Source organism: Deltaproteobacteria bacterium (assembly GCA_016183175.1).
In the GTDB taxonomy this organism is placed as follows: domain Bacteria; phylum UBA10199; class UBA10199; order UBA10199; family SBBF01; genus JACPFC01.
In genome coordinates this window covers 1-21,553 of sequence record JACPFC010000057.1, presented here as the reverse complement: position 1 = coordinate 21,553, position 21,553 = coordinate 1, and the positions used below count along the sequence as shown (strand labels likewise).

The 21,553-nt window shown below is 53.7% G+C and carries 20 protein-coding genes and 1 pseudogene; 8 read left to right on the top strand and 13 right to left on the bottom strand.

What is annotated here, in order from left to right:
- Positions 1-776, bottom strand: a 776-nt coding sequence (locus HYU99_06845; GenBank protein MBI2340061.1) for a hypothetical protein, incomplete at its 3' end; no start/stop codon positions are given.
- Between the two features lie 113 nt (positions 777-889).
- Here HYU99_06845 and HYU99_06840 point away from each other — a divergent pair.
- The 8 genes from HYU99_06840 (at position 890) to HYU99_06805 (ending at position 10,930) form a co-directional block, all read left to right on the top strand.
- The gene (locus HYU99_06840) at positions 890-5,011 is read left to right on the top strand and encodes a hypothetical protein (protein MBI2340060.1); all 4,122 of its coding nucleotides are present in this window, start codon (positions 890-892) and stop codon (positions 5,009-5,011) included.
- A gap of 57 nt (positions 5,012-5,068) precedes the next feature.
- On the top strand, positions 5,069-5,272 hold the full coding sequence (locus tag HYU99_06835) for a hypothetical protein (protein ID MBI2340059.1): 204 nt from the start codon (positions 5,069-5,071) through the stop codon (positions 5,270-5,272).
- An 81-nt stretch (positions 5,273-5,353) separates the two neighbouring features.
- Positions 5,354-5,728 carry a PIN domain-containing protein gene (locus HYU99_06830; protein MBI2340058.1) on the top strand — a complete coding sequence of 125 codons (375 nt, stop codon included), beginning with the start codon at positions 5,354-5,356 and terminating at the stop codon, positions 5,726-5,728.
- Between the two features lie 340 nt (positions 5,729-6,068).
- Positions 6,069-7,058 (top strand): tRNA dihydrouridine synthase DusB, encoded by a 990-nt coding sequence (dusB, locus tag HYU99_06825; GenBank protein MBI2340057.1) that lies wholly within the window; start codon positions 6,069-6,071, stop codon positions 7,056-7,058.
- Positions 7,042-8,106 (top strand): PAS domain-containing sensor histidine kinase, encoded by a 1,065-nt coding sequence (locus HYU99_06820; GenBank protein MBI2340056.1) that lies wholly within the window; start codon positions 7,042-7,044, stop codon positions 8,104-8,106. The genes dusB and HYU99_06820 overlap by 17 nt, the downstream gene beginning before the upstream one ends.
- Positions 8,103-9,563: a sigma-54-dependent Fis family transcriptional regulator gene (locus HYU99_06815; protein ID MBI2340055.1), complete on the top strand. Its 1,461-nt coding sequence runs from the start codon at positions 8,103-8,105 to the stop codon at positions 9,561-9,563. Before HYU99_06820 ends, HYU99_06815 begins: the two co-directional genes overlap by 4 nt.
- Positions 9,553-10,188 (top strand): thiamine phosphate synthase, encoded by a 636-nt coding sequence (gene thiE / locus HYU99_06810; GenBank protein MBI2340054.1) that lies wholly within the window; start codon positions 9,553-9,555, stop codon positions 10,186-10,188. The genes HYU99_06815 and thiE overlap by 11 nt, the downstream gene beginning before the upstream one ends.
- Position 10,189: 1 nt before the next feature.
- On the top strand, positions 10,190-10,930 hold the full coding sequence (locus HYU99_06805) for a hydroxymethylpyrimidine/phosphomethylpyrimidine kinase (protein MBI2340053.1): 741 nt from the start codon (positions 10,190-10,192) through the stop codon (positions 10,928-10,930).
- A gap of 123 nt (positions 10,931-11,053) precedes the next feature.
- Here HYU99_06805 and HYU99_06800 read toward each other — a convergent pair whose 3' ends face one another.
- The 12 genes and pseudogenes from HYU99_06800 to HYU99_06745 form a co-directional block, all read right to left on the bottom strand.
- Positions 11,054-11,914: an aminotransferase class IV gene (locus HYU99_06800; GenBank protein MBI2340052.1), complete on the bottom strand. Its 861-nt coding sequence runs from the start codon at positions 11,912-11,914 to the stop codon at positions 11,054-11,056.
- A 28-nt stretch (positions 11,915-11,942) separates the two neighbouring features.
- A complete protein-coding gene (gene pabB / locus HYU99_06795; GenBank protein MBI2340051.1) occupies positions 11,943-13,280 on the bottom strand; it encodes an aminodeoxychorismate synthase component I in 1,338 nt (445 codons plus the stop codon).
- Entirely contained in the window at positions 13,277-13,774 is a 498-nt protein-coding gene (locus tag HYU99_06790) for a dihydrofolate reductase (GenBank protein MBI2340050.1), read from the bottom strand. Before HYU99_06790 ends, pabB begins: the two co-directional genes overlap by 4 nt.
- Entirely contained in the window at positions 13,771-14,655 is an 885-nt protein-coding gene (locus HYU99_06785; GenBank protein MBI2340049.1) for a thymidylate synthase, read from the bottom strand. The genes HYU99_06790 and HYU99_06785 overlap by 4 nt, the downstream gene beginning before the upstream one ends.
- Before the next feature lie 135 nt (positions 14,656-14,790).
- On the bottom strand, positions 14,791-15,900 hold the full coding sequence (locus tag HYU99_06780; GenBank protein ID MBI2340048.1) for an ArsA family ATPase: 1,110 nt from the start codon (positions 15,898-15,900) through the stop codon (positions 14,791-14,793).
- Positions 15,897-16,832: an ArsA family ATPase gene (locus HYU99_06775; protein MBI2340047.1), complete on the bottom strand. Its 936-nt coding sequence runs from the start codon at positions 16,830-16,832 to the stop codon at positions 15,897-15,899. Before HYU99_06775 ends, HYU99_06780 begins: the two co-directional genes overlap by 4 nt.
- 6 nt (positions 16,833-16,838) lie before the next feature.
- A pseudogene (locus tag HYU99_06770) lies at positions 16,839-17,397 on the bottom strand (phasin family protein).
- Between the two features lie 83 nt (positions 17,398-17,480).
- Positions 17,481-17,960, bottom strand: coding sequence for a hypothetical protein (locus tag HYU99_06765; protein ID MBI2340046.1), 480 nt, complete (start codon positions 17,958-17,960; stop codon positions 17,481-17,483).
- A 166-nt stretch (positions 17,961-18,126) separates the two neighbouring features.
- Positions 18,127-18,573: a hypothetical protein gene (locus tag HYU99_06760; protein MBI2340045.1), complete on the bottom strand. Its 447-nt coding sequence runs from the start codon at positions 18,571-18,573 to the stop codon at positions 18,127-18,129.
- Positions 18,564-20,483: an alkaline phosphatase family protein gene (locus HYU99_06755; protein ID MBI2340044.1), complete on the bottom strand. Its 1,920-nt coding sequence runs from the start codon at positions 20,481-20,483 to the stop codon at positions 18,564-18,566. The genes HYU99_06760 and HYU99_06755 overlap by 10 nt, the downstream gene beginning before the upstream one ends.
- Before the next feature lie 19 nt (positions 20,484-20,502).
- The gene (locus tag HYU99_06750) at positions 20,503-20,895 is read right to left on the bottom strand and encodes a type II toxin-antitoxin system VapC family toxin (GenBank protein MBI2340043.1); all 393 of its coding nucleotides are present in this window, start codon (positions 20,893-20,895) and stop codon (positions 20,503-20,505) included.
- 3 nt (positions 20,896-20,898) lie between these two features.
- On the bottom strand, positions 20,899-21,216 hold the full coding sequence (locus tag HYU99_06745; protein MBI2340042.1) for a helix-turn-helix domain-containing protein: 318 nt from the start codon (positions 21,214-21,216) through the stop codon (positions 20,899-20,901).
- Positions 21,217-21,553: the final 337 nt, after the last annotated feature.

Genomic DNA, 21,553 nt, shown 5'->3' with positions numbered 1-21,553 from the left:
CGGTCGCGCATCTTCGTTACCAGATCAAACCATCCAAGGCCCGGAAGTTTGGCGATCGCGGCGTCGATATTCTGTGTGGTCTGCCGGCCTCCCTCTTCTCCAAAGATAAAATTCATGATCCACTCCACCTCGCTGTCAGGTTTGACGCCGCTTCCCACCGGCGTCCAGAGTCTTTTGAGCAAAAAAGCGGTGAGCCTCTGTGCCCCGGGATGTTGCAGATAGTTCCGCGCCTCGCCATAATAAAAGGAAAAATGCTTTCGTTCATCCCGGATGATCCGTTTGAGTATTTCGGCCAGGATCGGATTGTTTGTCTTGCGGATAAGGGCCCCGTAGCCTTCGAGGGTCGATAATTCATTGATTGCTCCCCATGTCAGATAGGCCGAATGAAAGTGTTTTGTGACCTTGCACAAAAGCGAGGCGCCGATGTCTTCCAGCCATTCGCGAAAGGAACGGTTTTTTTGCACCTCTTTGAATCGTTCCGGGTCGACAGGGACACCGCAGGCCTGAAGAAATTGCCAAAGGGCCTGACCGTGAAAATATTCCTCGTAGGCCCAGCATGAAAGAAATGCGGTAATCCGGGGATTTTCAACGGCGCAGGTATTGAGGATGCCGCGAAGATAGACAATCGTGTGGGTTTCGATATCCATCATATAGGTAAGGCACCTGATCTCTTCGGGTGTCAGCGGATATTTCGCGGCGTCGTCGAAGACAATATCGGTTAAATCGACCTTTCCGGAATGGCTTAAATAGCTTTCGAGATTAAAGGGTGTTGTCATTTTGACGGGGCAAGGGTTAACGCTAACCGAAGGCGCCGTCAAGCGACTCGTGGGTTTTAACTCGCCTTCCATCCCAAAATGGGGCAAAATAACCCCTCCAAAAAGGAGGGGCCATGAAACGACTTCCGGCCGTTGTTTGCGCTTTTGTCCTTTCCGTTTTTCTTTTCCATCAACCGGACGCCCTGGCCGCGCCCAAATTGGAAGATATTCCCGAGGTCCTTCGCACGTGGACCGACTGGGTCCTGCATGGAACCGAAGAATCGGTCTGCCCCTTCTTTAGCGGCGAGGAAGACAAGAGAATCTGCCAATGGCCGGGGCGATTGGAATTGTCATTGACGGGAACCGGCGGGAGTTTTCGCCAGCCGTGGGAAGTCTCCGCCGATGGATGGGTGACTCTTCCCGGCGACGCCAAATTCTGGCCGCAAAATGTCAAATCGTCCGGAAGCGCTGTTGCCGTTGTGGAGCGCGACGGAAAACCGGCGGTCTATCTTGCCGCCGGAAATTATACCATATCCGGAGATTTTTTATGGGACCAAACCCCGGAGGCCTTTCCCATCCCGCTCGAAACTGGCATCATCGGGGTGACCGTCAATGGGAGCGCCGTCGATTTCCCTCTGCGCGATGAAGAAGGGCGCCTCTGGATTGCAAAAACAGGCGAAGGAGGGGAAGGGGCCGAAGAGAATCTCGACATCCATGTTTATCGCCGGGTGACCGACGACATTCCTCTTCTGCTTACCACACGCATCGACCTCGCCGTTTCGGGAAAGAATCGGGAAATCCAGCTGGGGCAGGCGCTTCCTGCCGGGTTTATCCCCTTGTCGCTTGCGGGAGACCTCCCGTCGCGTCTGGAAAAAGATGGAAGGCTCCGCGTCCAGGCGCGGGCGGGCAACTGGTCCATTACCCTTGCGGCCCGGCACGAATCGGCGGCGGCCGAGATCCTCCTCCATGATCCGTCAGGGCTGTGGGCCTCAGAAGAGGTCTGGGTTTTTGAGTCGCAACCGTCGCTCCGCCTCGCGGAGGTGAGCGGCGTCCCGATCATCGATCCGCGCCAGACCACCCTTCCGGAAGAGTGGATGGGATTTCCCGCCTACCGCGTCAAGCCGGGCGAGACATTCGGCATCGTGCAGAAAAAAAGGGGGGACGAAGACCCGGCGCCGGATGACCTGGCCCTTGCCCGAACATTGTGGCTCGATTTTGACGGAGCCGGATTTACGGTACAGGACGAACTCTCCGGCCTCATGCGCCGGGGCTGGCGCCTTGAGGTGGCTCCGCCAATGCAGTTGGGGCGCGTGTCGATCGACGGCGAGGATCAGTTCATTACGCGTCTGAAAGAAAAAGGGCCGGAAGGGTCACTGACCCAAGGGGTGGAGATCCGGCAGGGGCGGTTGAATGTTACCGCCGACAGCCGCCTTCCCCGAAAGGCGGCCCTGTCGGCCACCGGCTGGAATGACGATTTTCAGCATGTCGTAGCCCAGCTGAATCTGCCGCCGGGATGGAAGCTCTTCGGCGCCACCGGCATCGACCGTGTCCGAAACACCTGGCTCAATCAATGGACGCTCCTCGATCTTTTTGTTGTCTTGATGACCGCCCTCGCGATTGCCAAACTCTTTAATGTGCGATGGGGAGTTGTGGCATTAATCACCCTCGCCCTTTCCTACAAGGAGGTCGATGCCCCGCGGTGGATCTGGCTTTTGGTTCTGGCCGGCGAGACCCTCTGCCGGTATCTCCCAGAGGGACGGATCCGGTCGCTTTTCAAGTTCTACCGGCTGGGGACATGGGTGGTTTTGATTGTGTGGGTGGTTCCCTTTCTGATCCAGCAGGTGCGGGAGGGGATTCATCCGGCGCTGGAAAAAGTTCCCTATCAGTATGCCCCTCAACAATATTATAAGGGAAAAGGAGGCGCCGGTTTCGGAACGACTGGCGCACCGCCTCCGCCGGCCCCTGAAGCAGTCATGCAGGAGCAAAAGGCGGCCCCTCCCATGGAGGAAGAGCTTTCAATCCCCTCAAAAATGATGCGGAAGGGGGAATTTTCCCAGCCGATGAATCAGATGATCGATCTGAAATCTCTTTCCCAACAGAATCTCTATCAGCAGGATCCCAACGCCCTTGTTCAGACGGGGCCGGGGCTGACGCAGTGGGACTGGAGAAAGGTCTCGCTCGAATGGAGCGGCCCGGTGGGAAAAAATCAGACGATCAGACTATTTCTTATTTCCCCCTTGATGAACCTGTTGCTCTCGGCGACGCGGGTTTTTCTTCTGGTCCTTCTGACTCTTTGCCTGTTTGGATTTCCGCTTCGAAGGCTCAAGGAATTTTTACAACGCAGGCCGGTGGCCGGGGCCGGTTTATTTTTTCTGACAATTTCTCTCCTGTCCGTTTCACCATCCGTGCGTGCCGATTATCCCTCGGATGCCCTTCTTCAGGCCTTGAAGGATCGCCTGCTGGAAGATCCGGAATGTTATCCCGACTGCGCCTCCATCTCCCGCATGCAGTTGGAAATTTCCGGCAGTACCCTCCGCGCGCGGCTGGAGGTGAATGCCCTGGCGGAAACGGCTGTGGCCATTCCGGGAAATCTTCAGGACTGGTCGCCGCAGGAGATTTTGCTCGATGGGGAGACGGGCGCCGGCGTCATTCGTTCCGACGACGGCCTCTTGCGGCTTTTGGTGCCGGAAGGCCCGCATCAGATATTGCTTTCCGGCCGCCTTCCGGCACAGCCCTCGGTGCAACTGGCCCTCCCGGAAAAACCGCACCGTGTTGAAGTGATGACCGCGGAAGGGTGGAGCGTTTCCGGCATTCAGCCGGACGGGGCGCCGGAGGATAACCTGACGCTGACGCGCGGGGCCGTGTCTGTCTCCCCGGATGAGGCCGTCGGCGAGACGCAACAACTGCCGCCGTTTGTCCGCGTGGAGCGGACTTTTTTTCTGGGGATGAATTGGGAGATGGAAACAAGGATTGTCCGCCTCTCTCCGCTGGGGACCGCCGTTGTGCTGGAGGTGCCGCTTGTTTCCGGCGAATCGGTGACCACCCCCGATGTGGTGGTTCATGAAAACAGGGTCAATGCGAGCCTCGGGCCGCAGGTTGCGGAGCTTGTATGGAATTCCCGTCTGGAGATTGTTCCCGAAATAAATCTGAAAGCCCCCGACACTTTCAGCTGGGCTTCATTATGGCGTCTGGAGGCGGGGCCGGTGTGGCATGTGGAGGCGGAGGGGATTCCATCCATTCATCAACCCGACGCGACGGATAAACGGGTTCCACAGTGGCAACCCTGGCCGGGCGAATCCCTCAAACTGGCAATCAGCCGTCCCGCGGGCGTGCCGGGACAGACGATGACCATCGACAAATCGGAGATGACGATAACTCCCGGAAGACGGACCAGCGACATCACGTTAAGGCTCGATCTGCGCTCAAGCCTCGGCGGCCAGCACGCGATCTCCCTGCCGAAAGGGGCGATGGTCAAATCGCTCACCATCAATGGGGCCGATCAGCCGATCCGGATGGATAAGGAAAAACTGGTCATCCCCCTTTCACCCGGTGGTCAGAATATTTCCGTGGGTTGGCTGGAACCTGCCGGGTTTTCCCTTCGGTATCAGGCGCCGCCTGTCAATCTGGGGGCCCCCAGTGTGAATGCCGAAACGCAGATCCAAGTGGGGGGCGACCGCTGGATCCTCTCGCTTGGCGGTCCGCGGATGGGGCCGGCTGTTTTGTTTTGGTCCTTCCTCGTCGTGATTCTCCTTGCGGCCATCGCTCTGTCGAAACTCGATTTTTCGCCTCTTAATGCCCTCTCATGGATTCTGCTCGGTCTCGGGTTGACGCAGGTTTCGGCGCTTGAGGCGCTGGTTGTGGCCGGCTGGCTTTTGTTTCTCGGATGGCGAAAACAGAAGAGTGACCTCAAAGGGGCCTTTGTCTACGACATGCGCCAACTCCTGATTGTCTGTTGGACCGTGGCGGCTCTGGTCATCCTTGTTGAATCGCTCCGTCAGGGCCTGCTCGGCCAGCCGCGGATGCAGATTGCCGGAAACGGCTCGACGAGCTTTGAACTCAACTGGTATCAGGATCGGACAAACGGGGCCTTGCCCCGACCGTGGATTATCTCGGTTCCTCTCTATGTCTATCATCTCGTCATGCTTGCCTGGGCGATGTGGATTGCCATGGCCCTCATCCGCTGGCTCCGCTTCGGCTGGAAGGCCTTTGGAGAAGGGGGGCTCTGGCGGCCGCTGTTGAGGAAAAAGACAATGTAGGTCCGATGCCGAAAATGCCGTATTGACATATGGTATTGATACTGGTATTTATCGGCTATGGATGTTGCCCGCAAGATAACCGTTGAGGTTCCTGAAAATCTCCTGCGCAAAGCCCGGGTAGCCACGGGATGCGGGATTACCCCCACGATTCGTCAGGGGTTGGAACTGGTTGCCGCCGGCCGGGCATACGAAAAACTGCGGCGCCTTCGGGGAAAGGTGAAATTTTCCATCAACCTGCGCAGACTCCGTGAAGACCGGTAAGACAACCATATAACCGCCGCTTCAGCACCAGACTCGAAACTCACGGGCAAATTGCAAAGCCAGGGCACAGACGACAAAAAAATGATCGCCGTTGATTCCAGTTCATTTATTGCCTATCTTGCCGGAGACAAAGCCGCTGATACCGAGGCGGTTGAAACGGCTTTGGAGCAAAAACTGGTCGTTTTTCCTCCCGTTGTTTTGACCGAACTCTTAAGCGACGCCAAAGTTCCCCAAAACGTCCGAAGTCTTTTCAAAGAAATACCCTTGCTGACCATGACCGACGGTTACTGGGAGCGGGCCGGCCTTCTTCGGTCCGAGATCATTCGCCGCGGCCTGAAGGCACGGCTGGCGGATACCCTGGTTGCACAAAGTTGTCTCGATCACCATGTTTCGCTGATCACCCGCGATCCCGATTTCAGGCATTTTGTCCGCTGGGCGGGTTTGAAAAGGATATAAGCGCCCCTTAACCGCCACGTTGGGAGACGGGTCCCGCTTGATACCGTGCAGGCAGGGCTCTGGAGGCCGCTGTTGAGGAAGAAAAATTAAACAAAATTGTATAAAAAATTGTCTTTATTTTTACACAATATTGTGTAATTCGCTCCTCGGGCCTTGTCGACGAGGCGCTGGAATCGTGCGCCCACTCCAAGAGAGGCCGGTACGAAAGTGCAACGTACGGGTACAAACACAACGAAAAGCTTTTTTAAGAAAGTATCTGGAAAATATCTAGCGCTACCACATACCCCATATTTACTATTGCCTAAATTTTGGGCAGGCGGTAGAGTTCCTCCTTACCGCTATGTCCGGGCTATCAAATCATCCTCTGACCCCTTTTCGAATCGGATCCCTCGAGATTCCGCATCGTCTCATTCTGGCGCCGATGTGCGGGATTACGCACACCGCCTTTCGTCGTATCTGTAAAGAATATGGAGCGGGACTGGTGATCAACCAGATGGTTTCCGCGCGGGCACTTGTGATGGGAGATCAAAAATCCCGTCGGATGCTGGCGTATGACGAATCGGAAAGGCCGGTGGCGCTTCAACTGTTCGGCAACAATGCCGAAGATCTCGAGGGGGCGGCCCGGATTGCCCAGAATACCGGCATCGATCTGGTCGACTTGAACATGGGATGCCCCGCCAAAAAAATCGTCAACGACGGCGGCGGGTCGGCACTGCTCAATGATCTTTCACTTGTCCGAAAAGTTTTCGAAAAAATGCGTGCCGTATTGAAAATCCCTTTTACGGTCAAAATGCGCGCCGGATGGGATCAGCGTTGCAACCAGGCGTTCGAAGTGGCCCGGTTGGCGGAAAACTGCGGCCTCGACGCGGTGGCGTTGCATGCCCGGACGAGGGCGCAGGGATATTCGGGGGAGGCCAACTGGGATCTCATCAAAGAACTCAAATCACAAATCTCGATTCCGGTGATTGGAAACGGCGATGTCGAAACGTTTGAGGATGCCTATCGGATGCTCCAGGATACGGGATGCGACGCCGTCATGACCGGCCGCGGGGCGACAAGCGCGCCGTGGATTTTCAAAAGCTTTGTGGAGGGAAAGGAATATACCCCGTCGATTGCCGAAACCCGCGACCTGATCTTTCGCCAGTACGACTATTTTTTTCAATCATTCGGCATGCCGTCCGGCATCAGGCAGATGCGAAAGCATCTCTGTTTTTATTCGAAGGGCCTAAGGGACGGGGCCGATTTCAGGAATCGGACGGTCCGTACGGATAGCTGGGAGGAGATCCGGAAGACGGTGGCCGATTTTTTTGGCGATGACCGAAGGAATTAATCTTGAACTTTATCTGAACCACCTCCGCCACGGGCTGGTGATTGCGGGGCCCGACGGGGCTATTTCCTTCCGCAACGCCGTCTTCAACGCCCTTTTCGGCCGCGAGTTGAGCGGTGACGGCGGTGCGAATGTTTTTCAGGTCTTTAAAAAAAATCCGACCGTGCTCAACAGTATTCACCGGGTCGTCGAAATCCGCGGGAGTTATTATTTAAGGGATGTGCCGATTTTTTTTGCGTCAAATTCCCACCGGTCGATGGATGTCGAAACCTTTCCCTTGGTCGGCACCGACGGCGAGCTTCTGGGGATCAGCGTCCTGTTGCGCGACCGCGCCGGCCTGATCCGCTTCGAGGAGCACCAAAAAAGGGCCGACCGGATACACTATGTGGGGATGATCGCCTCGGGGCTGGCGCATGAGATCAAAAATCCCCTCTCCGGCATCAAGGGGGCAAGCCAGTTGCTGGTCGACGAGCTGAAAAAAAAGGAGCTGAAAGAGTATGCCGAAATCATCCTCAAAGAGTCGACCCGGGTCGATCGGTTGATGAAAGATCTGCTCAATTTCACCAAACCGAAGAAGCTCAACAAAAAGAAGGTGAACATCAACCAGATTCTGCATGACCTGATTGTTTTGCAAACGACGGTGGCCAAGGGAAGCGTTGAATTTGCCGCCGATTTCGATCCGAGCATTCCGCGCATCGTCGGAGACGCCGAGGCGCTGACCCAGGTGTTCCTGAACCTCATCAAGAACGCCCGGCAGGCCGTCAGGGAAAAGGGGAGGGTGATGGTTCGCTCGCGGGTGGTTACGGATTTTGGTTTCAGAAAAAAGGACCGGCGGCGTCAGTTGATCGGCATCGATGTCGAAGACACGGGAGAAGGGATTTCCGAGGAGAATCTGCCGAATATTTTTGTTCCCTTCTTCACCACCAAACCCCGGGGGACCGGGTTGGGGCTTCCGCTGTGTCACCGGATTGTGGAGGAACACGAGGGGGATATTGAAGTAAAAAGCGAAAAAGGAAAGGGCACCGTCTTTTCGGTGTATTTGCCCGTATGACCCGCATTCTTATTGCCGATGACGAGGCCAGCATCCGCACCATCCTTACGCGGGCCATGGAAAAGAAGGGGTGTGAAGTGGTTCGCGCCAAAACGGGGGGGGAGGCGCTGGAGTTTTTGAAAAATTCTCCGCTCGATCTCGCCCTTTTGGATATCCGGATGCCCGATATGAGCGGGTTGGATATTCTGACGCATCAGGATCAGTTTCCTTCCCATCCGATTATTTTCATGATGACGGCGCAGGACACAATGGAGAACGCCGTCGAGGCGATGAAGCGGGGGGCCTACGATTATCTGACAAAACCGTTCGATCTGGAGGAGCTGGCTATGCTTATCGACCGCGCGCTTGAGACGCGGCGTCTCCAGAAGGAAAACGAACAGCTCAAACGGGGCGCGGTGAACCGCCGTCCGGTGACGACACAGATTATCGGAAAAACGAAAGGGATACAGGGGATTTTCAAGATCATCGGAAAGGTGGCCAACCAGGAGGTGACGGTTCTTATCCATGGAGAGTCCGGCACCGGCAAGGAGCTGGTGGCGCGGGCGATTCACGAACAGGGAAACCGCGCCGCCAATCCCTTTGTGGCGGTAAACTGCTCGGCCATTCCCCGCGATCTGCTGGAGAGTGAATTGTTTGGACACAAAAAGGGTGCGTTTACCGGCGCCGTCGCCGATGCGATGGGATATTTTGAACAGGCCGATCGCGGTACCCTTTTTTTGGACGAGATCGGCGACATGCCGATGGGCCTGCAGGCCAAGCTTTTGCGCGTTCTTCAGGACAAAAAAATCCAGCGGGTGGGGGATGCCAAAGCCGTTCCGGTGGATGTCCGAATCATTGCGGCGACCAACCAGAACCTCGAGGAGACAATCAAAAAGGGACAGTTTCGCGAAGATCTCTATTTTCGGCTCAACGTGGTGCCGGTCTCGCTTCCCCCCTTGCGTGAACGAAAAAGCGACATCCCGCTTTTGGCCGATTTTTTTCTCGAAGAGGCGGCGCGCGAGTTCAAATCGCCGCTCAAGCGGATTGCGCAGGCCGCCCTCCAGTTTTTGGAAAAACAATCGTGGCCGGGAAACGTGCGCGAACTGGAGAACCTGATCAAGCGGGTTTTTGTCTTAAGCCAGGGGGATTGTCTCTCGCTTGACGATTTTGAGCTGATGACAAGGTCTTCCCCTCTCCTGGCCCCTCGCTACTCCGATGACGACGGCTCGCTGGAGGAGGCGATTCGGCGGTCCCTGCCCGCGCGCTTCGAGCAGATGGCCCGGGAGGGAAATAAAAATTTCCATCGGCATTTTATTCCCTGCGTGGAGCGGCCGTTGATCGAGCTGGCCTTAAAAAAGACAAACGGCAATCAGATCAGGGCGGCCACACTTTTGGGCATCAACCGCAATACGCTTCGGAAAAAAATTCATGAGTTGAAGATCGACGTTCATTTATCGGTGAAAAATCATGGCTCATAAGATCAGGGGAATCTACGCGATTATCGATCCGCAGGCGGCGGGGGGAAAATTGTCGCCGTTCGAGATCGCCAGCGATCTTTTGTCCGGAGGGGTCCGGGTGATTCAACTGCGGCAGAAAAAAGGGACCCCCGGCGATATCGAAATCAACGCCCACGAAATTCTCGATCTGAAGTCCGAACACGATTTTACCTTCATGATCAATGATGATCCCTGGCTTGCCTCGCGCATCGGGGCCGACGGCGTCCATCTGGGGGTTGGTGATATGCCGGTTGGAGAGGCGCGGCGCATCCTGGGGTCGGCCAAAATTATCGGCAAATCGACCCATTCGATCGCCGAGGCGAAAGTAGCCGAAAAGGAGGGGGCTGATTACATCTCCTGCGGGGCGATATTCCCAAGCCCCACAAAAAACGATCCGTCTCATCCCGTTGTCGGCGTGTCACTGCTTAAGGAGGTTTTGGAAATGGTGCGAATCCCGGTTGTGGCCATCGGCGGGATCAATCGGATAAACATTATGGATGTGCTTCGGACAAATGTTCCGTCGGTTGCGCTGATTTCGGGCCTCATGGGGGCGGAAGACATCAAGGCGGAGGCGCGGTTCTTCAGCAGTCTTTTTCATCTCCACTGAAATGAACAAAGTTCTTCTCATCGCCGGTCTCGATCCTTCCGGAAACGCCGGGCTTATCCGCGATCTGGAGATAGTCCATTCGTTTCCTCTGCAGGCCGCCTCGGTGGTGACGGCTCTCACCGCGCAGAATGAAAAGAAATTCTTTTTCCTCCAGGCGATTTTGCCCGGGCATTTTGAAAATCAGCTGTGCTCCATCGCCCCGTTATCGCAATATCGGGCGGTCAAGATCGGGATGTTGGGAAATGAAAAATTGGCGCGAATCCTTGTCCGTTTTATCGGGAAAGAAAAAAAGCGGCCGCCGATTGTTCTCGATCCGGTCATCCGGTCATCGACCGGGGGGGTTCTCCTGTCGAAAAAGGGGCGAAAGATTTTGGCGGAAGAACTGCTTCCGCTGGTGTCTCTGTGGACCCCCAATCTGGATGAGGCCTCTTATTTTTCGGGTATCGAAATCCGGAATGCGGCAGATATGGAAAAGGGGGTGGAAGCCCTTTGGAAAAAGGGGAGGGTGCCCGTTCTTTTAAAGGGTGGGCATCTGAAAGGAGAAAAGGTTCAGGATCTTTTTTTCGACGGCGCGGAAAAAACCTGGTTTATTTTTGGCCGTCGCCGTGCAAAAAAATTGCGGGGAACCGGCTGTGCCTTATCGGCATTAATTGCCTGCTTTATGGCTGAAGGATTTCCCCTCACCGAGGCGGTCCGCCAGGGGCGGATTGTCATGCAGAAATGGATTCAATCAGGCTGTTGATAAAGTCCCATCTGCTTCGTTGCCCGTTGCGGCCGCAATCCTCACGTACTTGCGTGTACGCTCCGGTTGCGGCCTTGCGGGCGCCTCGCATCTGGAACTTTCTCAACAGCCTGAGCAAGTCTGTCAACCTGCTATCTCTCTCTTAACGCGGTGTTTGTATCCACTGCGGATTTTTTGCGTTATCAGCCCCGGTTTGCCGTTGCCAATGATGCAATCGTCGATTTTGATCACGGGCAGAACCTCCAGCGTCGATCCGGTCAAAAAAACCTCGCTCGCGCCGTGAAGCTCGGCGGGTTGAACGAGCTGTTCCTTGAGGGGGACGTTTTGTTCCTTCAGAATTTCCATCACAATCTGCCGTGTGATTCCTCCCAAAAGCCCGATGCTCGTTGGAGGGGTGAAAACGGTTTCGTTCCGCGCCCAAAAGAGATTTGCTGAAGTCGTCTCGGCTACGGCGCCGTTTGCGTCGAGCAAAATGCCGTCAAAGGAATCACGCTCCATGAACTCGCTCCGGGCGATCATCTTGCAGGCATAGCTCGTTGTCTTGATGTTGGAGACGGGAGGGGGCTCATTGCGGACGGAATGAATCACGGAAAGGCCGACCCCTGTTTCATAATCGGTCTCCGGCAGGGGGACGAATTTTTCCATCAAAATCAGCAGATTGACCGCCGTGTTGGGGGTGAGCAGTTGCGGTTTGATCCCTTCGTTGATTCCCGAAAGGATGATCTTGATTCGCGCATTGGCGAGTTTGTTTTCCCGCAGAAGTTCCTCGGTCCCTTTTTTAATCTTCTGCGGGTGGGGAAACGGCAGACCAAGAAAAGTGGCGGACCATTCCAGGCGCGCCAGATGTCTGTCCAAAAAAGGGAGAGCCCCGTTGTAAGAACGCAAGGTCTCAAAAAGCCCCTCACCGAAGAGGTAACTGCGGTCGAAGACGGAGATTTTAGCCTCCGATGGGTCAACGATTTTTCCATTAACAAAAATTTTCATCTCTTCGCCATCCACCATTCACCATCCACTATTCGCCATTCACCGCCCTAATCATCCCCGCCGCCTTTGCCATCATCTCCTCGTATTCCGCCCGCGGGTCGGAGTCGATCACAATCCCTCCGCCGGCATGAAAACAGGTTTTTTCTCCTGCCTTGGTCAATGTCCGAATGGGGATATTAAACAGGGCATTTCCGCCGGCGCCGATGTAGCCCAACGCTCCCGTGTAAACCGAACGGGGGTTCTCCTCAAGTTCCCAAATAATTTCCATCGCCCGAATCTTGGGAGCGCCAGTAACGGAGCCGCCGGGGAAAAGGGCTTTCAAGGCATCGACAGGAGTGTTGTCGGCTTTAAGTTGTCCCGAGACCGTTGCGACCAAGTGATGCACCTGGGCGAATGTCTCAAGACGAAAAAGCGAATCGACCTTTACCGATCCATATTCGCAGATTTTTCCCAGATCATTCCTCTCCAGGTCAACAATCATCAACAATTCGGCATGATCTTTTTCTGAAGCCAGCAAATCTTCCCTGATTCGTGCGTCTTCCGCGAGATCTGGCGACCGTTTTCGAGTTCCCTTGATGGGGCGCGTGATGATAGTATCCCCGACTATTTCAAAAAAACATTCCGGCGAGGCGGAAAGAATCTGCATTTCACCCGTATTGAGAAAAGCCGAGTAGGGGGCGGGGGATATTTTTCGCAATCGTTTGTATATTGATGATGCCGATCGGGTTGTTTCAACCCGGAAACGTCCCGTCAGATTGATCTGATAGACATCGCCGGCCATCAGGTAGTCTTTTATCCTTTGGATTTTTTCCTGATAGCGCCCGTATTCCCAGGGAATTTCTATTTTGCCGGTCATCCCCGACTGTTCGTTCCGGATCGGTGTCGATTCGAAAAGATGCATCCAGCGGTCGGCCTCGGCTTTGAGTTCTTTGGATGAGAGTTTCCAGGAGATTAAAAGGGTGCGATTATTTATGTGATCGAAAACCAGAACGGAATCGTAGAGGCCAAACCAATACACCGGCGTAAATCCCCCCATTCCCCCCTTTGTCAAAGGGGGGCGGGGGGGATTTTGGCCCGATTCATAAGTAAGAAATCCAACTAATCCACCACAGAAGGGAACGGTTGAATCAATCGGCGTGGCGATTTCACGATAAATTTCCTCAAGAGCTAGCCACGGATTGTCATATCCGCTCACGATCTGTTGGGGAGCAAACCCCGCATAGGAATACCGGCGCGAATGATGCGCGGGATCGGCGCTGTCGAGCAGAAACGAATCGGGGGTTTTTCCGACAATTTCAATAATCTTCCCGACATCGGGAACAACCGGAAACTCGAGGATAGCTGGTTTGACGGCTATTTTGTTCATGACTTGAATTTTCGCCTGAAGGCGACAAACCGGTAAGGCAAACCATTTTTTTCCGAAAGCAGGACATTCGTTTCCTCAATTTTCTCAAACCGATTTTCAAATTCCGGTTCTGGAAAATAGGTGTCACCCCCGAATTTCCTTTCAACAAGGGTCAAATAAATTTTTTCAGCCGGCGGGAGGGCCAGCCGGTAAATTTCTGCGCCACCGATGACAAAAATTTCTTCGTCGGGTTTTTGCCCCTTGATCGCTTCGTCCAGACTATGCACCACACGGACTCCTTCGGAGAGAAACTTTGGATCCCGGGTGATGACAATATTTTCCCGTCCCGGGAGCGGTTTACCGATCGACTGACAGGTCTTTCGTCCCATGACAATCGGGTGGCCCATGGTGAGTTGTTTAAAGCGCTTGAGGTCTTCGGACAAGTGCCAGGGAATTTTATTGTCCTTTCCGATCACTCCATTTTGGCTCATGGCGACGATGATGGAGAGGGTCATACGGAAATATCCGCTTTAATTGCGGGATGCGGGTTGTAATTCTCCAGAATAAAATCCTCGTATTTAAATTCAAAAATCGACTTCACACCGGGATTGATTTTCATCGTCGGCAAGGACCGCGGTTCGCGGGAGATTTGAAGTTTGGCCTGCTCGACGTGATTGAGATACAAATGGGTGTCGCCGAAGGTATGGACGAAATATCCCGGCTTCAATCCGGTCACCTGCGCCATCATCATCAGAAGTAGCGCGTAGCTTGCCATGTTGAATGGCACTCCAAGAAAAATATCCGCACTCCGCTGATAGAGCTGACACGAGAGTCTTTTGTCCTCATGGACGTAAAATTGGAAGAGGAGGTGACAGGGAGGGAGTTTCATCTTTTCGATGTCCGAAACATTCCACGCGCTCACGATATGCCGTCGCGACTTGGGATCTTTTTTGATGGATTCGACAACTTGAGAGATTTGATCAATACCCTTTTGCATGTCATTCCTGCGAAGGCGGGAATCCAGGTTTTGTTCAAGAGGTCTGGATCCCGGCTCTTCGGCCGGGATGACACCCTGGTTAATATCCTTTTTTCCCCAGTTTCGCCACTGATACCCGTAGACCGGCCCCAACTCGCCGTTTTTGTCCGCCCACTCGTCCCAGATGGTCACCTTGTTTTCGCGGAGAAATTTGACGTTTGTTTCTCCTTTGAGGAACCAGAGGAGCTCATAGATAATGGAGAGGAGATGGAGTTTTTTGGTGGTGAGGAGGGGGAACCCTTCGCGTAAATCAAATTTGCATTGATAGCCGAAAATGCTCAAGGTGCCGGTTCCGGTACGATCGTCCCTTTTTTCGCCGTTTTCGAGAACATCTTTAAGGAGCTGTAAGTAGGCCTGCATAATATCGGGGGCTTTGCCGCTGGCGCCCCCGCACCCCCCGTTCGCTCGGACGGATTAAATCCGATCCTCGCTCACAAGCCTGAAAACCTATCATTTTTTTGGTATGGATCAAGGGGTTTCATATTGATTTTAATGTTAAAAATACTCCGTCAACGAATAAAGCCCTTCCAGGCTGTGAATGTCCGATTCAAAAAGCGGGATGGTCGTCAAAAATTGTTCCTCCGTCAGCCCCTTTTTTAATTCCTTCCGGTAAGCCTCGTCCCGCCGGGCAATCGGCTCGAACTGGTCAAGACATTGGATCATTTTACCGGCCAATTTGACCCCGATCCGTGAGGCGAGGTCTTTTTGTTTTTCGTTTTTCTCATCCGGTTTGATTCGATAAAGGGGGTGGACCCGGTTCAGAATGACTCCGGCCAGCGGCAATCCCAGGGCGCTCAAACGCTCCGAAAAAAACTGGGCCTCGCGGACCGATTTTTCCTCACAGGCGGCACCCAGAACAAAAGAGGTCTCCGGCTGTATCAGAATTTTCTTCACCTCCTCGGCCCGTCCCTGGAACCCCCCCAGCAATTCCTGAAATGAGATCAACATTTCCGAAATATCCTGCAAAAAGGCAAATCCGGTGATCCGGTCGAAGATTTTCAGGATCATCCGCGATCCTTTCTCGAAAAATTTCAGTCCCGATTTGCCCGCAAGCATCGCCGGTTTCAACAAGAGATGAATCATGCTGTGGCCGATGGCGTCGATCATCTTTTGGGGCGCCTCCAGAAAGTCGATGGCATGGGTTGTCGGCGGCGTGTCGATGACGATGAGATCATATTTGCCCTCCGTGGCCAGTTCAAAGAGTTTTTCCATCGCCATGTATTCCTGCGATCCGGCGATCATGTCCGAGAGATGGCGGTAAATTTTGTTGTTGAGGATCTTTGTTTCAACCTCCTTATTCGGGGCGTATTTGGCCACCAACTGGTCAAAGGTTCGCTTGGTGTCGAGCATCATCGCGTCACAGTGGATATCCGGCGCGCCGAAAATGGAGGAGAGTTTTTTTCCGTTGATGCTCTTTGCCTCTCCCGAAAGCTCACCAAGGCCGAGTGAGGTGGCCAACCGTTTGGCCGGGTCGATTGTCAGAACGATGGTCTTTAAGCCAAGGGCGGCCCCTTTCAGAGCCAATGCCGCGGCCATTGTGGTTTTGCCGACGCCGCCGCTTCCGCAGACAAGGATGAGATTTTTTTCGGTGAGGATATTTTTCATTTTATTGCCAACAATTCCACAATCGGTTCAAGACCCTTGGCCGAGGTCGTCTCTCCATACTGAAACGGAATGGCGATGCACTCCAAACTTTTGTTTTTTTCCATCAACATTTCCCGGTATTCGGCGTTTAACCGCGCCCTCTGGTATGAAAGCGAGGCATAGGCAAACCAGGGATAAAGGGGATCGTCTTTTTCAGGCGCTTTGCCGGCAAGTATCCGGGCCTCTTCTTCGGTTATGTCCGTCTGATGCACGGCATTGATGAAGATCGGTCCGACAGGAAGATTGAGCTTTTCGCGGACCATGGTTAACAACTCTCCCGCCTCCACCACCGGCATCTCCTCGGCCAGCGTCACAACCGAAAAGGCCGTCCTCGCCGGATCTTTTAAAAGGCTTAAGATACGGTCGGACTGCGTGCGGAGAGGCCCCACCTTGATGGCATCCCGCGCGATTCGCGGCACCTCGAAGGTGGAGATTCCGTGTCCGGTGGCGGGGCCGTCGACAATAATGATGTCGTAGAGCGGCTCGGCCGTCCGTTTGTCTTTTTGTTTTTCCAGGTAGAAAATTTTGCCGATCATCAACAATTCGTTCAACCCAGGAACGGCGTTCAAAAAATAGCCGACAAAACGGTTGTTGAAAAAGGCGTCGTAGATGGCCTTGAACCGGATCTGCATCAAAACGTACTCTTCAAAACAGTCGCGGGGGCTTAAGTTGATGCCGGTGATGTAGGGGGCCAGCGGAATCTCGCGGTGGCCGATTGTTTTAAGGCCAAAAAAAGGGGCGACCCGTTCGGTGGAGTTCATCTCGATAACGAGGACCTTTTTTTTGAGCCGGGAGGCCAAAAGGGCCAGAAGGACGGAGACGGTGGTTTTGCCCACCCCTCCCTTTCCCGAAAGGAGGATAAGGCGCTTGTTTAAAAGTTCGGAGAGGGTCATTTGCCCTTACGGTTCGTACTCTTTCAACTTCTTTTCGAGCTGGGCGATTTTTTTCCGCAGATTGCGGATTTCGTTTTGCAGAGAGGTGACATGCGTGACCGACTCGACGGTCGATTTGATTTTTTCGTCGATTTTTTTGGAAAAGTCCTGGGTCTTGTGGAGGACTTCCTGAAAGATGTTGCCGTTGTCATCCGGCGCCAATTTGTCGGTGATCTTGTCGATGACCTTTTCGGCCTCTTCCTTGGCGCGTGAAAAAGTGGAAACGCCGGTGTCCACCGTCTTTTCGAAAAAATCCTTGATGGCGCCCCCCCCTTCCTGAATGACGCGCCGGAGGGCCGCCAGGGGGAGGAGGCTTTTGTTTTTCTTTTCCTCCTCGAAGATGATCTGGGCCAGGGTGACGGAGGTCAAATCCTCTTTTGTCCGGTTGTCGATGATCTTTGCGTCTTCCCCCTGCTTGATCATGGTGGCGGTCGTCGAGGGTGACATAGGTGGAATTCTGCGTGTCGTAGAGCTTGCGGTTCTGGTAGCGCTTGATGATGATTGTCCTGCGCACATCTTTATTCATATCGTGAGCGCGTCAAGAATGCGTCATGGCCGCGTCATCGGATATCAGATACGACCCGAAGAATTATTTCAAGCAATATTTTTTTAGGCAACTTTGGCGGGACGGGCGGACGGCGCCTCAACGTCTTCCGGATGAAATGGGGCCTTTTTCTGGTTGAGCAGGACCTGTTTGACGGTGGAGAGCGCCTCGACTTTCAATTTGTATTTTTCGGATGTGCTCGCCCGGGTGTTGAGGATTTCGTCATCGATGGCGGAGATGATGGAGTCGACAATATGCTGTTTGATCCGCCGGCTTTCCTCATCGCGCAGGTCGATGCGCATTTCGACGGGGGTGATTCGATCGATGGTGTAGTTGATGATTTTTTGAACCGGGCCAAGAAGGGGTTCGAGCATTTCGCTGGAACTGCTCAAGATGGTGTTGGCGGTTGATTTGGAGACAATGTCGAGCGAGGACTGCATGGCCAATAAAATTTCTTTAAGAGCCAACTGCAAATGGTTTTTCACCTGACCCATCTGGTTTAAGTAATTCAAAAGAATAATGAGACCAAATTTTTCCAACCCCATAGGCTCCCCCTTTCTCGAGACCTTGTCTCTGGAAATCGCCTTTTTATATCGTAATGTCACGTATTGTATTGGCGAAATGTAGCACGGGTTCAAAATGATGTCTATTTTCTTTTTTGAATTATTTTTCCGGAAAAAAGTCATAGATGAACAATTATAAATATTTTGTTCATTTTATGTTTTTATGCAGATTTTGGGCAAAATAGGAGGGGGGAAGGGGGTCTTGGTCCCGAAAATGGAAATAAAGGAGGATAAAGTTGACTGAAATGATAACGATCAAAAGGAGATCGACGAAAAAAAGAAAGGGCCAGCAGTTTCTCCAGAGGGGGTAGATGATCCCCGTGACAACCATAATATAGGAGGCAGGGACCAGCGTTTTTTCAAAGTGCTCCTCGATGCCGAAACCGCGGAATTTTCCGGGATACCATGGGATAAAGCGGGTGGTGGTGATGAAGAGGCAGAGAATGACAAAGGTCAGAAAGGTGAAAGGGATCAAAATGCCGCGGCCGGTTTCTTGAAAAAGACGGGAGAGATTCCAAAGTGTCAAAAGCCATCCGAGGGTGGTGAGGCTTGTGATGACGGTTCCTTTTCGGTTGAAAAAAAACTTCAATGACATATTTTTTCCATTCTCTCGCGCGACTCTGTCGCCAACTCTTTTGCGTGCCGAAGACTCCTTAAAATCTGGCGCGCCTTGATCCCTTTCGGGGACGATTTGTCGAGGGCATCGCCGTAGTCGGTGCGGAGCCGGCCCTCCCATTTTTGAATGTTCTCTTCAACGATCAATCGCCTTTGCAATTCGTTTTTGGCCTCAAGGGCCAAAGAACCCGCTCGACCGCCCGAAACATGGCCCTTTCTTAAGAGTTCCAGTTCAATCCCCGCAAGGGTGAAAGAGGCGGAAGAGGCACGGGTTATGGCTCCCGGAGGAGATTCAAGAATTTCAGTCAAAACCCGGCCGTCGGTGTCCCGCGCATCAAACGAAAGGCCAAAAAGAGAGATCACCGTGGGGTAGATGTCCACGGTTCGGCCGAATACGTATTTCCCCGGCCTGATTCCGCTTCCCGAAAACCACAGGGGGACGCGGATGTCCTCGCTGTCGAGGGAGCCGTGGTTCCCCCGTTTTTTTCGCCGGATGTTCCAACCGGGATCAAGCGCCACATAAATCCCTTCGGCCCGGCCGTCGTCAAAAAGGGATGAGGCAAGGACAATGGCGTCCGGATGGCCGTTCCCTTCGAAAAACCTTCCCTCTTTTTGCCGCAGAACCGGCGAAACGTAAGGGGGATGGGGGGAGTTATGGCTAAAGGGATCCACAAAACCGGCGGGGACTTCGTATTGATAAAAATCCTCACCGTTGATCCGCGTGTGATAAATCCGCGCCCTGCCGCTTTTTGTCCGGGCCTCCACGGAGCTGTCTTTGCGCCGGCCGATAATCCATTCGATGCCGGGATGATCGATCAACCCCTCGACAATATTTTTTCCGGGATGGCTCTTTGAAGGAGTGGCCTCCCAGTCTTCAAGAAACGCCTCCCGCTCCCACTCTTTGTCGAGCTTCAGATAGAGGGTGTTGGAAGAGATGGCCCGGCCGGTCACAATCACATCGGCCGCGCCGAAAGAGGGGGAGTCCTTTGCGTTCATCCCTTCCTTTTGCAAAAGATCCCGCAGACTGACCTGCTTTTCTTCCGTCACATGAAAACCGTGATCGCCGGTCAAAATGAAGACCGATTTGTCCAAAACCCCTTTTTTGGCCAGCAATCCCTTCAACTCCCTTAAGAAGACATCGATATGCCGGTAGGCATTGACGATGCGCTCGGAGACCGGCTCTTCCTCATGCAAAAGCATGTCGACGGTGTAAAAAGCGGTGGCGGTCACGCGGGGGAAGTTTTCCAGGCGGGCTTCCGAGAGAAACCGCACCGTTTTTTCGGCCGCCTTGACGTCGGTATATTCGTAGTCGCGGGCGACGGCGTACTGCCAGCCGTAGGGGAGGAGGAATTTCGGCTGGAACCGTGTTGCCCCGAAAGAGGCCTGCTCAAAACTGTTGAAGGTGGGGTGGCCGTCGAGGGCGGTATAGAGCATATGCGGTGTGTCGGAAAATTCCGCATTCGGGTTGAAGAGGCGGCGGAAGTTGAAGAGGGAGGTGTTGAGGCGCTTTAAGCCGGCGGCCCTCAAGTACTCCACCACTTTTTTGTTGGCGCGATCGACCCAGCTCAACGCCGGGACGCCGTTTCTCCCCGGAAAGAGCCCCGTCATGATGGACTGATGCCCCGACGACGACGAGCTGGGAAAAACGGAAGTTGAGTTTTTAAACCGCGCGCCGTTTTCGAAAAAGGTTTTGCGAATTGTCGGCAGTTTCCCTTCTTCCACCAGTTTTTCCATGTCATCCACCCGCGGGCCGTCGATGACGATCATGAAGACATAGCGGTCGGCGATCGGCTCTTTCGCCCTTTTGAGCGGATAGAGTTCAACGGCGCGGTTTGTGGCGCAGGCGATAACGAACAAAAGCGGGAAAAACAGGAAACAGCATTTTAACATTAAAATCTTTCCTCCTCGTTTACCCTGTTCCGCCCAAAGTCTCCATGGAAAAAAGCAAAAGGCCGGGGATAAAACGAAAATGTTTCCGGTTAAAGGTCACGAGGGTCAGGTTTTTGGCGATGGAACTCGCCGCAATAAGAGCGTCGGGAATTTTTAAACCCCGGTGGCGGTGTTTTTTCAGCAGTTCCCCCGCCAGAGATGCTATCCTTCCATCAATGGAGACCTGCCGGAGACGGTTGAGAAGACGCATGATCGCCTCCGCCTCGGCAGTACTCAACCCCGGCTTCTTGAGCAGTTCCTTTTTTGTGATGTAGGAGTAGTAGAAGGAATGGTTCAAGAGCAAAAGCGACTTGATCCGCGGGTCGCCTCGTAAAAAGTAAATAAGGACGTCGGTGTCGAGAAGCAGGTTCACTGATTAAGAAGTTGCATCAAGATCCGACAGGTAGTCTTTAACGCTTGCGTACTTTGCCTTTCTTAAGGCCTCCACGTAACGAACCGGATTTTTCGTGGGACGGTCCTTCTTCCAGAGGCCGAAGCCGATCGATTCCCAGTCCACCCCCCGAAAGGGGGAAAGCCACTGCTCGAGGGCGTAACGGGGAATGCGGTACTGGTCGCCCACCTGATAGGCAAAAAGGGACCCCTTTTTGATCAGATTGCGGATTGTCCCCCCCGTTACCTTCAGGAGCCGGGCGATCTCCTCCGGTTTGTAAACCGCGTCGTTTTGCACATCCATAATATCTACGTTAATTTTACAAAATACAAAAATTATGTCAAGTATGTAAAATCACAAAAAATGAAGGGCGCCCCCTCCCGATAGGGAGAAGGCGCCCCCTGTCATTCATTGAAACCCGTAAGCCGGATTCTGTGCCCGAAGGGCATCCGCCGCGTTTTTTGGCGGATAGGCCCGCCACTAATACTTTGGCGGGCATCGCCTTCGGCGATGATCATTTCTCTGGGCCCGCCGTTGCCGGCAGGCTCTAGCGGTCTACCCGCCCCGTAGAGTAGAGGCTTCATAGAGCCTCTACTGACTAAGCGGGCCACCTAGCGTGTAAGAAGCGCATCGTGATGCG

Excerpts from the sequence above, each read along its gene's own strand:
- HYU99_06840 (MBI2340060.1), top strand. The coding sequence starts at position 890 with ATGAAACGACTTCCGGCCGTTGTTTGCGCTTTTGTCCTTTCCGTTTTT.
- HYU99_06835 (MBI2340059.1), top strand. The coding sequence starts at position 5,069 with ATGGATGTTGCCCGCAAGATAACCGTTGAGGTTCCTGAAAATCTCCTG.
- HYU99_06830 (MBI2340058.1), top strand. The coding sequence starts at position 5,354 with ATGATCGCCGTTGATTCCAGTTCATTTATTGCCTATCTTGCCGGAGAC.
- dusB (MBI2340057.1), top strand. The coding sequence starts at position 6,069 with ATGTCCGGGCTATCAAATCATCCTCTGACCCCTTTTCGAATCGGATCC.
- HYU99_06820 (MBI2340056.1), top strand. The coding sequence starts at position 7,042 with ATGACCGAAGGAATTAATCTTGAACTTTATCTGAACCACCTCCGCCAC.
- HYU99_06815 (MBI2340055.1), top strand. The coding sequence starts at position 8,103 with ATGACCCGCATTCTTATTGCCGATGACGAGGCCAGCATCCGCACCATC.
- thiE (MBI2340054.1), top strand. The coding sequence starts at position 9,553 with ATGGCTCATAAGATCAGGGGAATCTACGCGATTATCGATCCGCAGGCG.
- HYU99_06805 (MBI2340053.1), top strand. The coding sequence starts at position 10,190 with ATGAACAAAGTTCTTCTCATCGCCGGTCTCGATCCTTCCGGAAACGCC.
- HYU99_06800 (MBI2340052.1), bottom strand. The coding sequence starts at position 11,914 with ATGAAAATTTTTGTTAATGGAAAAATCGTTGACCCATCGGAGGCTAAA.
- pabB (MBI2340051.1), bottom strand. The coding sequence starts at position 13,280 with ATGAACAAAATAGCCGTCAAACCAGCTATCCTCGAGTTTCCGGTTGTT.
- HYU99_06790 (MBI2340050.1), bottom strand. The coding sequence starts at position 13,774 with ATGACCCTCTCCATCATCGTCGCCATGAGCCAAAATGGAGTGATCGGA.
- HYU99_06785 (MBI2340049.1), bottom strand. The coding sequence starts at position 14,655 with ATGCAGGCCTACTTACAGCTCCTTAAAGATGTTCTCGAAAACGGCGAA.
- HYU99_06780 (MBI2340048.1), bottom strand. The coding sequence starts at position 15,900 with ATGAAAAATATCCTCACCGAAAAAAATCTCATCCTTGTCTGCGGAAGC.
- HYU99_06775 (MBI2340047.1), bottom strand. The coding sequence starts at position 16,832 with ATGACCCTCTCCGAACTTTTAAACAAGCGCCTTATCCTCCTTTCGGGA.
- HYU99_06765 (MBI2340046.1), bottom strand. The coding sequence starts at position 17,960 with ATGGGGTTGGAAAAATTTGGTCTCATTATTCTTTTGAATTACTTAAAC.
- HYU99_06760 (MBI2340045.1), bottom strand. The coding sequence starts at position 18,573 with ATGTCATTGAAGTTTTTTTTCAACCGAAAAGGAACCGTCATCACAAGC.
- HYU99_06755 (MBI2340044.1), bottom strand. The coding sequence starts at position 20,483 with ATGTTAAAATGCTGTTTCCTGTTTTTCCCGCTTTTGTTCGTTATCGCC.
- HYU99_06745 (MBI2340042.1), bottom strand. The coding sequence starts at position 21,216 with ATGGATGTGCAAAACGACGCGGTTTACAAACCGGAGGAGATCGCCCGG.